This is a genomic window from Peterkaempfera griseoplana (genome assembly GCF_001418575.1).
Classification (GTDB): domain Bacteria; phylum Actinomycetota; class Actinomycetes; order Streptomycetales; family Streptomycetaceae; genus Peterkaempfera; species Peterkaempfera griseoplana.
Genome location: NZ_LIQR01000286.1, coordinates 1 through 11,899, shown reverse-complemented (window position 1 = coordinate 11,899; position 11,899 = coordinate 1). Strand labels below are relative to the sequence as shown.

Annotated in this window: 10 protein-coding genes and 1 pseudogene; 10 read left to right on the top strand and 1 reads right to left on the bottom strand. The window is 72.2% G+C overall.

The genetic code is table 11. From position 1 onward, the window contains the following. Positions 1-179 precede the first annotated feature (179 nt). Positions 180-683 carry a transcriptional regulator BldD gene (gene bldD / locus AOK09_RS21230; RefSeq protein ID WP_055588805.1) on the bottom strand — a complete coding sequence of 168 codons (504 nt, stop codon included), beginning with the start codon at positions 681-683 and terminating at the stop codon, positions 180-182. Between the two features lie 330 nt (positions 684-1,013). Here bldD and pyrR point away from each other — a divergent pair, with 330 nt between their 5' ends. The 10 genes and pseudogenes from pyrR to AOK09_RS21180 all read left to right on the top strand — a co-directional run. Next, positions 1,014-1,667, top strand: coding sequence for a bifunctional pyr operon transcriptional regulator/uracil phosphoribosyltransferase PyrR (gene pyrR, locus AOK09_RS21225; protein WP_055588804.1), 654 nt, complete (start codon positions 1,014-1,016; stop codon positions 1,665-1,667). A 7-nt stretch (positions 1,668-1,674) separates the two neighbouring features. Then, positions 1,675-2,655 carry an aspartate carbamoyltransferase catalytic subunit gene (locus tag AOK09_RS21220; RefSeq protein ID WP_055588803.1) on the top strand — a complete coding sequence of 327 codons (981 nt, stop codon included), beginning with the start codon at positions 1,675-1,677 and terminating at the stop codon, positions 2,653-2,655. After that, the gene (locus AOK09_RS21215) at positions 2,652-3,968 is read left to right on the top strand and encodes a dihydroorotase (protein ID WP_055588802.1); all 1,317 of its coding nucleotides are present in this window, start codon (positions 2,652-2,654) and stop codon (positions 3,966-3,968) included. Before AOK09_RS21220 ends, AOK09_RS21215 begins: the two co-directional genes overlap by 4 nt. Next, positions 3,965-4,552 (top strand): PH-like domain-containing protein, encoded by a 588-nt coding sequence (locus AOK09_RS21210; RefSeq protein ID WP_055588801.1) that lies wholly within the window; start codon positions 3,965-3,967, stop codon positions 4,550-4,552. The genes AOK09_RS21215 and AOK09_RS21210 overlap by 4 nt, the downstream gene beginning before the upstream one ends. Beyond that, complete coding sequence (gene carA, locus AOK09_RS21205; RefSeq protein ID WP_055588800.1) at positions 4,549-5,712, top strand: glutamine-hydrolyzing carbamoyl-phosphate synthase small subunit; 1,164 nt, start codon at positions 4,549-4,551, stop codon at positions 5,710-5,712. Before AOK09_RS21210 ends, carA begins: the two co-directional genes overlap by 4 nt. Next, positions 5,705-9,022, top strand: a complete 3,318-nt coding sequence (gene carB / locus AOK09_RS21200; protein WP_055588799.1) for a carbamoyl-phosphate synthase large subunit — start codon at positions 5,705-5,707, stop codon at positions 9,020-9,022. Before carA ends, carB begins: the two co-directional genes overlap by 8 nt. A 239-nt stretch (positions 9,023-9,261) precedes the next feature. Further along, complete coding sequence (locus AOK09_RS21195) at positions 9,262-10,359, top strand: quinone-dependent dihydroorotate dehydrogenase (protein WP_055588798.1); 1,098 nt, start codon at positions 9,262-9,264, stop codon at positions 10,357-10,359. 65 nt (positions 10,360-10,424) lie between these two features. Further along, positions 10,425-11,120, top strand: a complete 696-nt coding sequence (gene pyrF / locus AOK09_RS21190; RefSeq protein WP_055588797.1) for an orotidine-5'-phosphate decarboxylase — start codon at positions 10,425-10,427, stop codon at positions 11,118-11,120. Between the two features lie 254 nt (positions 11,121-11,374). Next, a complete protein-coding gene (gene mihF / locus AOK09_RS21185; protein WP_055588796.1) occupies positions 11,375-11,701 on the top strand; it encodes an integration host factor, actinobacterial type in 327 nt (108 codons plus the stop codon). 28 nt (positions 11,702-11,729) lie between these two features. Further along, positions 11,730-11,899 (top strand): annotated as a pseudogene (locus AOK09_RS21180) (guanylate kinase); the annotation flags it as partial.

Genomic DNA, 11,899 nt, shown 5'->3' with positions numbered 1-11,899 from the left:
CGAAGGCCCGGGACGGCACCCCCCGAGGGTGCCGTCCCGGGCCTTCGGGCTGCGTGGGGCCCTTGAGCGGGCCCCTGGTCGGCCGCGCCCCTGCGAAAAACGCGACGGCCGGGGCGGACCGCAGGGGTGCTGCGGTGCCGCCCCGGCCGCCGGGGTCGGGCTGCGGTCGAGGACCGGGGTCAGACGGAGTCGTCCTCGCGCACGGCGCGCCGCGCGTCGGGGTTGAGCACGCCCCAGCTGATCAGCTGCTCGGTGAGGATCGACGGGGACTGGTCGTAGATCACGGCCAGGGTGCGCAGGTCGTCCTGCCGGATGGAGAGCACCTTGCCGTTGTAGTCGCCGCGCTGGCTCTGGATGGTCGCCGCGTAGCGCTGCAGCGGACCGGCCTTCTCCGACGGCACCTGGGCCAGGCGCTCCAGGTCGAGCACCAGGCGCGGCGGCGGCTCGGCGGCGCCACCGGGGGTGCTGCCGGGGAGCAGCTCCTGCACCGGCACACCGTAGAACTCGGCGAGCTCGGCCAGGCGCTGCACGGTGACGGCGCGGTCGCCGCGCTCGTACGAACCGACCACCACGGCCTTCCAGCGCCCCTGGGACTTCTCCTCTACACCGTGCAGGGAGAGGCCCTGCTGGGTGCGGATCGCGCGGAGCTTGCCCCCGAGCTGTTTCGCGTAGTCGCTGGACATTGGTCTCCCCGGACGAGATTAGCGAGATGTGACTGACCGGTGCGGCTGGCCCGTTCAACGCCCGGTCCGTAACTCACTGTGAGGTTACGCAGAGTAATATGCGTTCGTCAAGCCGAATGGGGCACCCGTGCGAATGTGCAGACGGGCGACCAGGCACAGCCCTGCCGCTCCGGTCTGAGCTGCGGCTTTGCGGGACCGGAGGGTGCCGCTCCGGGTCGGTGGGGACCGCCCTGGTAGGGTGGACCACGGCCTGTCCGCGCAAGGGGAAGGCCGTAACCAGACATCCTTTAAGGCCCGTCCTGTGAGGCGGGGAAGGAGGTCCGCTTCGGCATGACCGCATTCCATGACGAGGGTGCCGCTCCGCGCGCCCCCCATCAGGTGCTCGACCAGTCCGACATCGCGCGGGTGGTCACCCGCATCGCCCATGAGATCGTCGAGCGCGCCAAGGGCGCGGAGGACGTCGTCCTGCTCGGCATCCACACCCGCGGTGTCCACCTGGCCCGCCGGCTCCGCGCCAGGCTCGCAGACATCACCGGCAGGGACATCCCGCTCGGCGCCCTGGACATCACCATGTACCGGGACGATCTGCGCCTGAAGCCCGCCCGGGCCCTGGAGCACACCGAGATCCCGCCCGGCGGCATCGACGGCCGCCTCGTCGTCCTGGTCGACGACGTGCTCTTCTCCGGCCGGACCATCCGCGCCGCCCTGGACGCGCTCAACGACATCGGACGGCCGCGCGCCGTACAGCTCGCCGTACTGGTCGACCGCGGCCACCGGGAGCTGCCCATCCGCGCCGACTACGTGGGCAAGAACCTGCCCACCTCGCTGCGCGAGGCCGTCAAGGTCCAGCTCGCCGAGATCGACGGCGGCGACGCCGTCCTGGTCGGCGACCGCGACTACGCCGCCCGCTCCTCCCAGGCCCTCGCCGCCGAGGAACAGTCCGGCGACGCCGAGCAGCCGTCCGCACCGCACCTCCCGGAGTGAACCCCGCGTGAAGCGTCACCTCGTCTCCGCCGCCGACCTCTCCCACGACGACGCGCTGCTCATCCTCGACACCGCCGAGGAGATGGCCCAGGTCTCCGCCCGAGCCGTCAAGAAGCTCCCGACGCTGCGCGGCCGCACCGTCGTCAACCTCTTCTTCGAGGACTCCACCCGCACCCGCACCTCCTTCGAGGTCGCCGAGAAGCGGCTCTCCGCCGATGTCATCAACTTCTCCGCCAAGGGGTCCTCGGTCTCCAAGGGCGAGTCGCTCAAGGACACCGCCCTCACCCTCCAGGCGATGGGCGCCGACGCCGTCGTCATCCGGCACGGCGCCTCCGGCGCCCCGCTGCGCCTCGCCGAGTCCGACTGGCTGCACGGCTCGGTGATCAACGCCGGCGACGGCACCCACGAGCACCCCACCCAGGCCCTGCTCGACGCCTTCACCATGCGCCGCCACCTGGCCCCCGGCCTCGGCCGCGACCTCTCCGGCCGGCGGGTCACCATCGTCGGCGACATCCTGCACAGCAGGGTCGCCCGCTCCAACGTCCTGCTGCTGGCCACCCTCGGCGCCCAGGTCACCCTGGTGGCACCGCCGACCCTGGTGCCCATCGGCGTGGAGAGCTGGCCCTGCGACGTCTCCTACGACCTGGACTCGGTCCTCTCCAAGACCGACGCCCTGATGATGCTGAGGGTCCAGCGCGAGCGGATGAACGCCGCCTTCTTCCCCACCGAGCGCGAGTACTCCCGCCGCTACGGCCTGGACTCGCTGCGGATGGGCGCCCTGCCCGAGCACGCCATCGTGATGCACCCCGGCCCGATGGTGCGCGGCATGGAGATCACCGCGGAGGTCGCCGACTCGCCCCGCTGCACCGTGGTCGAGCAGGTCGCCAACGGTGTCTCCGTACGGATGGCCGTGCTCTACCTGCTGCTCGGCGGCGCGACCCTCGCCGACCACCCCACCCGCACCAACGCCGAGGAGAGCACCAAGTGACCACCCGCCTCATCAGGAACGCGAACCTCCTCGGCCAGGACCCCCAGGACGTGCTGATCGCGGACGGCGTCGTCCAGCAGATCGGCACCGGACTGACCGCGGACGGCGCCACCGAGCTGGACGCCACCGGACTGGTCCTGCTGCCCGGCCTGGTGGACCTGCACACCCACCTGCGCGAGCCCGGCCGGGAGGACGCCGAGACCGTCCACACCGGCACCCGCGCCGCGGCCCGCGGCGGCTACACCGCCGTGCACGCCATGGCCAACACCTTCCCCGTCGCCGACACCGCCGGCGTGGTGGAGCAGGTCTGGCGGCTCGGCCGGGCCTCCGGCTACTGCGACGTCCAGCCGGTCGGCGCCGTCACCATCGGCCTGGAGGGCAAGAAGCTCGCCGAGCTGGGCGCCATGCACGACTCCGCCGCGGGCGTGCGGGTCTTCTCCGACGACGGCAAGTGCGTCGACGACGCGGTGATCATGCGCCGCGCCCTGGAGTACGTGAAGGCCTTCGACGGTGTCATCGCCCAGCACGCCCAGGAGCCCCGCCTCACCGAGGGCGCCCAGATGAACGAGGGCACCGTCTCCGGGGAGCTCGGCCTGGCCGGCTGGCCCGCCGTCGCGGAGGAGGCGATCATCGCCCGCGATGTGCTGCTGGCCGCCCATGTGGGCTCCCGGCTGCACGTCTGCCATGTCTCCACGGCGGGCTCGGTGGAGATCATCCGCTGGGCCAAGGCCAAGGGCTGGGACGTCACCGCCGAGGTCACCCCGCACCACCTGCTCCTCACCGACGAGCTGGTCCGCTCCTACGACCCGGTGTACAAGGTCAACCCGCCGCTGCGCACCGAGGCCGATGTGATGGCGCTGCGCGAGGCGCTGGCCGACGGCACCATCGACGCCGTCGCCACCGACCACGCCCCGCACCCGGCCGAGGACAAGGACTGCGAGTGGGCCGTCGCGGCGATGGGCATGGTCGGCCTGGAGACCGCGCTCTCCGTGGTCCAGCACACCATGGTCGACACCGGCCTGATGGACTGGGCCGGGGTCGCCGACCGGATGTCCTTCCGCCCGGCCCGCATCGGCAGGCTGGCCGGCCACGGCAGGCCCGTCTCGCCGGGTGAGCCGGCCAATCTGGTGCTGGTCGATCCCGCGTACCGTGGAACCGTGATCCCCGAGTCCTTCGCCACCCGCAGCCGCAACACCCCCTACCGGGGTCTGGACCTGCCCGGACAGGTCCGTGCCACCTTCCTGCGGGGGGTGCCCACGGTCCTGGACGGCGAGCCGGTGGCACCGGAGGCGGTCGCCGGAGCCGTCGCATGACCGGCGCCCTGCCCGGTCTGCTCGCCGAAGAGCCGCACTCCGCCCCCGTCCAGCACTGGGGTGACTACATCGGCTGGTCCGTCGGGCTGATCCTGCTGGTGGTCCTGGTCTACTGGCTGATGCGGCAGGGCTGGAAGTGGCGCGCCACCCTCCAGTCCGACCTGCCGCCGCTGCCCGAGCCCCCGGCCGACCCCGGTCCCGTACTGCTCACCGCCGGCGGGCGCTACCACGGCACCACCACCGCGGGCCACTGGCTCGACCGGATCGTCGCCCACGGCCTGGGCGCCCGCAGCCTCGCGGAGCTCACCCTCACCGAGCGCGGCCTGCTCGCCCGCCGCCCCGGCGCCGGCGACCTGTGGATCCCCGCCGAGGCCCTGGTCGGTGCCCGTACCGACTCCGGAATCGCGGGGAAGGTCGTCCCCTCGGGGCTGCTGGTGGCCACCTGGCGCCACGGCGGCCAGGAGCTGGACTCCGGCTTCCGCGCCGACCATCCCGATCAGCATCCCGCGTGGGTCGAGGCGATCGAGCGGATCGCCGCAGGCCCCGCCGCAGCACGCAACAACCCCACGGAAGGCACGTCATGACCGCACCCGCCCCCACCACGACGACGCGGCCCGGGGCCGCCCGCCGGGAACGCGTTCCCGCCGTCCTGGTCCTCGAGGACGGGCGTAGCTTCCGGGGCCAGGCGTACGGCGCCGTCGGCGAGACCTTCGGCGAGGCGGTCTTCAACACCGGCATGACCGGCTACCAGGAGACCCTCACCGACCCCTCCTACCACCGCCAGGTGGTGGTGATGACCGCCCCCCAGATCGGCAACACCGGCGTCAACGACGAGGACCCGGAGTCGTCCCGCATCTGGGTGGCCGGCTATGTGGTGCGCGACCCCGCCCGGGTGCCCTCCAACTGGCGCTCCGTGCGGTCGCTGGACGAGGAGCTGGCCGCCCAGGGCGTCGTGGGCATCAGCGGCATCGACACCCGCGCCCTCACCCGCCACCTGCGCGAGCGCGGGGCGATGCGAGTGGGGATCTTCTCCGGTCCCGCCCTCGCCGACGAGTCCGCCCTGCTGGCCAGGGTGCAGCAGGCACCCCAGATGACCGGCGCCGACCTCTCCCCGGAGGTCGCCACCACCGAGGCCTACGTGGTCCCCGCGGTGGGCACCAAGCGCTTCACCGTCGCCGCCATCGACCTGGGCATCAAGGCGATGACGCCGCAGCGGATGGCCGAGCGGGGCATCGAGGTCCATGTGCTGCCCGCGACCGCCACCCTGGACGACGTCTACGCGGTCGACCCGGACGGCGTCTTCCTGTCCAACGGCCCGGGCGACCCGGCCACCGCCGACCTCACCGTGGTCCGCGGCGTCCTGGAGCGGCGGACCCCGCTCTTCGGGATCTGCTTCGGCAACCAGCTCCTGGGCCGCGCGGTGGGCTTCGGCACCTACAAGCTGAAGTACGGCCACCGCGGTATCAACCAGCCGGTGCAGGACCGCGCCACCGGCAAGGTGGAGGTCACCGCGCACAACCACGGCTTCGCCGTGGACGCGCCGCTCGACAGGGTGACCGACACTCCCTACGGCCGGGTCGAGGTCTCCCACGTCTGCCTCAACGACGATGTGGTCGAGGGGCTGAACCTGCTCGACACGCCCGCCTTCAGCGTCCAGTACCACCCCGAAGCGGCAGCCGGCCCGCACGACGCCGCCTACCTGTTCGACCGCTTCGTGAAGCTCATGGAGGGCCAGCGTGCCTAAGCGCACCGACATCCAGTCCGTCCTGGTCATCGGCTCCGGCCCGATCGTCATCGGCCAGGCGGCCGAGTTCGACTACTCAGGCACCCAGGCGTGCCGGGTGCTCAAGGCCGAGGGCCTGCGCGTGGTCCTGGTGAACTCCAACCCCGCGACCATCATGACCGACCCGGAGATCGCCGACGCCACCTACGTCGAGCCGATCACCCCGGAGTTCGTCGAGAAGATCATCGCCAAGGAGCGCCCGGACGCGCTGCTGCCGACCCTGGGCGGCCAGACCGCACTGAACACCGCCGTGGCGCTCGCCAAGAACGGTGTCCTGGAGCGCTACGGCGTGGAGCTGATCGGCGCCAACATCGACGCCATCGAGAAGGGCGAGGACCGCGACCGCTTCAAGGCCGTGGTGGAAGCCGTCAAGGCGAAGATCGGCCACGGTGAGTCCGCCCGCTCGGTCATCTGCCACACCATGGACGAGATCCTCGCCGGCGTGGACACCCTCGGCGGGTACCCCGTCGTCGTACGGCCCTCCTTCACCATGGGCGGCGCCGGCTCCGGCTTCGCCCACGACGAGGAGGAGCTGCGCCGCATCGCCGGCCAGGGCCTGGCCCTCTCGCCGACCACCGAGGTGCTCCTGGAGGAGTCCATCCTCGGCTGGAAGGAGTACGAGCTGGAGCTGATGCGCGACAAGCACGACAACGTCGTGGTCGTCTGCTCCATCGAGAACTTCGACCCGATGGGCGTCCACACCGGTGACTCCATCACCGTCGCCCCCTCGATGACCCTGACCGACCGCGAGTACCAGGTGCTGCGCGACATCGGTATCGCGGTGATCCGCGAGGTCGGCGTGGACACCGGCGGCTGCAACATCCAGTTCGCCGTCAACCCCGACGACGGCCGGGTCATCGTCATCGAGATGAACCCCCGGGTCTCCCGCTCCTCGGCCCTGGCGTCCAAGGCGACCGGGTTCCCGATCGCCAAGATCGCCGCCAAGCTGGCCGTGGGCTACACCCTGGACGAGATCCCCAACGACATCACCGAGCAGACCCCGGCCTCCTTCGAGCCCACGCTCGACTACGTCGTGGTCAAGGTGCCCCGCTTCGCCTTCGAGAAGTTCCCCTCCGCCGACGCCACCCTCACCACCACCATGAAGTCGGTGGGCGAGGCCATGGCGCTGGGCCGCAACTTCCCCGAGGCGCTCAACAAGGCGCTGCGCTCCCTGGAGAGGAAGGGCTCCCAGTTCACCTGGGTGGGTGAGCCCGGCGGCTCCAAGGAGGAGCTGCTGAGGATCGCGGAGACCCCCACCGACGGCCGGATCAACACGGTGATGCAGGCCATCCGGGCCGGGGCCACCCCGCAGGAGGTCTTCGACGCCACCAAGATCGACCCCTGGTTCGTGGACCAGCTCTTCCTGCTGGACGAGATCGCCGCCGAGCTGGCCGAGGCCGAGGAGCTCACCCCCGAGCTGCTGCGCCACGCCAAGCGGCACGGCTTCTCCGACCTGCAGATCGGCGAGATCCGCGGGCTGGGGCCCGATGTGATCCGTGAGGTCCGGCACGCCCTCGGCATCCGGCCGGTGTACAAGACCGTCGACACCTGCGCCGCCGAGTTCGCCGCCCGCACGCCGTACTTCTACTCCTCCTACGACGAGGAGACCGAGGTCGCGCCGCGGACCAAGCCCGCCGTGATCATCCTCGGCTCGGGCCCCAACCGCATCGGCCAGGGCATCGAGTTCGACTACTCCTGCGTCCACGCCTCCTTCGCGCTCTCCGACGCGGGCTACGAGACCGTGATGGTCAACTGCAACCCGGAGACCGTCTCCACCGACTACGACACCTCCGACCGGCTGTACTTCGAGCCGCTCACCCTGGAGGACGTCCTGGAGATCGTCCACGCGGAGACCCAGGCGGGGCCGGTGGCCGGCGTCCTGGTCCAGCTCGGCGGGCAGACCCCGCTGGGCCTCGCCCAGGCGCTCAAGGACAACGGCGTGCCGATCGTCGGCACCCCGCCGGAGGCCATCCACCTCGCCGAGGAGCGCGGCGCCTTCGGCCGGGTCCTCACCGAGGCCGGTCTGCCCGCGCCCAAGCACGGCACCGCCTTCTCCTTCGCCGAGGCCAAGGCCATCGCGGACGAGATCGGCTACCCCGTCCTGGTCCGGCCGTCCTATGTGCTGGGCGGCCGCGGCATGGAGATCGTCTACGACGAGCCCTCGCTGGCCGAGTACCTGGAGCGGCACGCCGGCCTGATCTCCGAGCACCCCGTGCTGGTGGACCGCTTCCTGGACGACGCGGTGGAGATCGACGTCGACGCCCTCTACGACGGCGCCGAGCTCTACCTCGGCGGCGTCATGGAGCACATCGAGGAGGCCGGCATCCACTCCGGCGACTCCGCCTGCGCCCTGCCCCCGATCACCCTCGGCGGCCATGACATCAAGCGGCTGCGCGCCTCCACCGAGGCCATCGCCCGCGGCGTCGGGGTGCGCGGGCTGATCAACATCCAGTTCGCGCTGGCCGGGGACATCCTCTACGTCCTGGAGGCCAACCCCCGCGCCTCGCGCACGGTGCCCTTCACCTCCAAGGCCACCGCGGTCCCGCTGGCCAAGGCCGCAGCCCGGGTCTCGCTCGGCGCCACCATCGCCGAGCTGCGCGCCGAGGGCCTGCTGCCCGCCGAGGGCGACGGCGGCACCCTGCCGCTGGAGTGCCCGGTCGCGGTCAAGGAGGCCGTGATGCCCTGGAGCCGCTTCCGGGACGCCTCCGGCCGCGGCGTGGACACCGTCCTCGGCCCGGAGATGCGCTCCACCGGCGAGGTCATGGGCATCGACTCGGTCTTCGGCACGGCGTACGCCAAGTCGCAGGCCGGTGCGTACGGTGCGCTGCCGCTCAAGGGCCGGGTCTTCGTCTCGGTCGCCAACCGCGACAAGCGCAGCCTGGTCTTCCCGGCCCGCGCGCTGGTCGAGCTGGGCTTCGAGCTGCTCGCCACCTCCGGCACCGCCGAGGTGCTGCGGCGCAACGGCATCCCCTCCGCGGTGGTGCGCAAGCACAGCGAGGGCGAGGGGCCGAACGGCGAGCGCACCATCGTGCAGCTGATCCACGACGGCGCGGTGGACCTCATCATCAACACCCCCTTCGGCACCGGGGGCCGGCTGGACGGCTATGAGATCCGCACCGCCGCCATCGCCCGCGGGGTGCCCTGCCTGACCACCGTGCAGGCCATGGGCGCCGCGGTTCAGGGCATCGACGCGCTCACCCGCGGCGATGTCGGGGTGATGTCGCTCCAGGAGCACGCCGCGCTGCTGACGGCGGCGCGCAACAGCCAGTAGCCCGTCGGCGCGGGGATCCGCGCGGACAGCCACGCCCGGGGGACAGCGGCGACCAGCCGCGCCCCCGGGCGGTGCGGGGTACCGCGCGCCCGGCCCTCCCGGGAGAGGGCTGTTGCGGCGGTTCCCCGCGCCCCCGGGTCCGTACGGGGGCGCTCTTGCGGCGCAGCCTCAGGTCCGTGCCGGTGTGCTCGGTGGAGGCTGTCACCCCGAAGCCACATCCAGTTCAGGAGAGCCCTCCCGTGTACCGCCTGCTGTTCGACCTCCTCTTCCGCCGCATGGACCCGGAGCGGGCCCACCATCTGGCCTTCGGCTGGATCCGCGCCGTCTCCGCCGTACCGGGCCTGCGCACCCTGGTGCGCCGGGTGCTGGCGCCGCAGGACCCGGCGCTGCGCATCAGGGCGCTGGGCCTGGACATGCCCGGGCCGTTCGGGCTGGCCGCCGGGTTCGACAAGAACGCCGTCGGCATCGACGGACTGGCGATGGCCGGCTTCGACCATGTCGAGATCGGCACCGTCACCGGCCAGGCACAGCCCGGCAACCCCGCGCCCAGGCTCTTCCGGCTGGTCGAGGACCGCGCCCTGGTGAACCGGATGGGCTTCAACAACGAGGGGTCCGCAGCGGTCGCCGCCCGCCTCGCCGCCCGTCCGCGCAGCTCCACCGCCCTGGTCGGCGTCAACATCGGCAAGACCAAGGTTGTCCCGGAGAGTGAAGCCGCGGCCGACTACGTCACCTCGACCGAGCGACTGGCCCGCCACGCCGACTACCTCGTCGTCAACGTCAGCTCGCCCAACACACCCGGACTGCGCAACCTCCAGGCGGTGGACCAGCTCCGCCCGCTGCTCACCGCCGTCCGCGAGGCCGCCGACCGCTCCACCGAGCGCCGGGTTCCCCTGCTGGTGAAGATCGCCCCCGACCTGGCCGACGCCGATGTGGACGCCGTCGCGGACCTGGCCCTGGAACTGGGCCTGGACGGGATCATCGCCACCAACACCACCATCGGCCGCACCGGGCTGCGCACCGACCCCGCGGTGGTCGAGGCCGCGGGCGCGGGCGGCCTCTCCGGCGCCCCGCTGAAGCAGCGCTCACTGGAGGTGCTGCGGCGGCTGCACACCCGCACCGGCGGCCGGCTCACCCTGGTGGCCGTCGGCGGCATCGAGACCGCGGACGACGCCTGGGAGCGCATCCTGGCCGGCGCGACCCTGGTGCAGGGCTACAGCGGCTTCATCTACCAGGGCCCCTTCTGGGCCAGGCGGATCCACCGCGGCCTCGCCGCCCGGCTGCGGGCCAGCGGTCATGCGACCCTGGCCGACGCCGTCGGCGCCGACGCCTCCCGCTGAGACGCCTCCCGCTGAGACGCCTCCCTCCGAGACGACCCCCTCCGAGACGACCCCAGAGGACCCCGATGACCGTTCACCTCGCCCCGATCGCCGTCGCCCTGGACGCCCCCGGCCTCGATACGGCCCTGCACTGGGCCGAGGCCGTCGGCCCTCATGTCTCCACCGTCAAGGTCGGTCTGGAGCTCTTCCTGGCCCACGGCCACGACGCGGTCCGCCGGGTGCGGGGCGCCAGCGGCGGCCGTGACCTCTTCCTCGACCTCAAGCTGCACGACATCCCCAACACCGTTGCGGGCGCGGCCCGTTCGGTCGCCGACCTGGCCCCGGCCTACCTCACCGTGCACGCCACGGGCGGCACCGCGATGATCCGCGCCGCGGCGGAGGTGCTGCCGCAGACCCGGATCACCGCGGTCACCGTGCTCACCTCGATGTCCGAGCAGGACCTGGCCGCCATCGGGCTGGCGGGCCCGGCGCTGGACGCGGTGCGGCGGCTCTCGGTGCTCTCGGTGGCCGCCGGTGCGCGGGCGCTGGTGTGCTCCCCGCACGAGGTCGCCGCGGTACGGGCCGAGGTGGGCCCCGACATCCGTCTGATCACCCCCGGTGTCCGGCCGGCCGGGGCGGCGCTGGGCGACCAGACGAGGGTGGCCACGCCCGAGCAGGCCCTCGCGGACGGCGCCGACCTGCTGGTGATCGGCCGTCCGCTGACCGGTGCCGAGGACCCGGGTGCGGCGGCCGCCGCCCTCGCCGCGGCGCTGGCGGTCTGAGGCCTCACGGGGAGTGAGGGTGGTCACACTCAGGGTCCCCGACGGGCTGATTTGCCCGGAAATATTCCCCTCAGCTGCGGCTGACCTGGACTTTTCCTCCTCTTCTCCTGACGCGGGCCCCTGGGACGGGTAGTCTCCGGCGGTAGGTCGCACGTGGAGCGCGTTTCTCGTTGCTCCTGCAGGTCAGAGCAGCTAGGTTCCTCTGCGGTCGATATGCAAGGCATCCCATTCGTTCGAACCCTGAGGTGAACGGCGTGGCACTTCCGCCCCTTACCCCTGAACAGCGCGCTGCTGCGCTCGCCAAGGCCGCTGAGGCTCGCCGGGAGCGCGCCGAGGTGAAGAACCGGCTGAAGCACAGTGGTGCTTCGCTGAGCGAGGTCATCAAGCAGGGCCAGGAGAACGACGTCATCGGCAAGATGAAGGTCTCCGCCCTGCTCGAGTCCCTCCCGGGCGTCGGCAAGGTCCGCGCCAAGCAGATCATGGAGCGGCTCGGGATCTCCGAGTCGCGCCGGGTCCGCGGCCTCGGCTCCAACCAGATCGCCTCCCTGGAGCGCGAGTTCGGCGGCGCTGCCGCCTCCTGAGGCTCCGCAGCCGTACCGGTGTCGGGCAGTGCCCGGCGTCCGGGATAATCGGTGCATGAGTGAACGTTCGCGGCTGACCGTGCTCTCCGGCCCCTCCGGGGTCGGCAAGAGCACGGTCGTCGCTCATCTGCGCAAGGCATTCCCGGAGGTCTGGCTCTCCGTCTCCGCGACGACCCGCCGGCCGCGGCCGGGGGAGCG

Coding starts and splice junctions, on each gene's coding strand:
- pyrR (WP_055588804.1), top strand. CDS start 1,014: ATGACCGCATTCCATGACGAGGGTGCCGCTCCGCGCGCCCCCCATCAG.
- carA (WP_055588800.1), top strand. CDS start 4,549: ATGACCGCACCCGCCCCCACCACGACGACGCGGCCCGGGGCCGCCCGC.
- AOK09_RS21210 (WP_055588801.1), top strand. CDS start 3,965: ATGACCGGCGCCCTGCCCGGTCTGCTCGCCGAAGAGCCGCACTCCGCC.
- pyrF (WP_055588797.1), top strand. CDS start 10,425: ATGACCGTTCACCTCGCCCCGATCGCCGTCGCCCTGGACGCCCCCGGC.
- bldD (WP_055588805.1), bottom strand. CDS start 683: ATGTCCAGCGACTACGCGAAACAGCTCGGGGGCAAGCTCCGCGCGATC.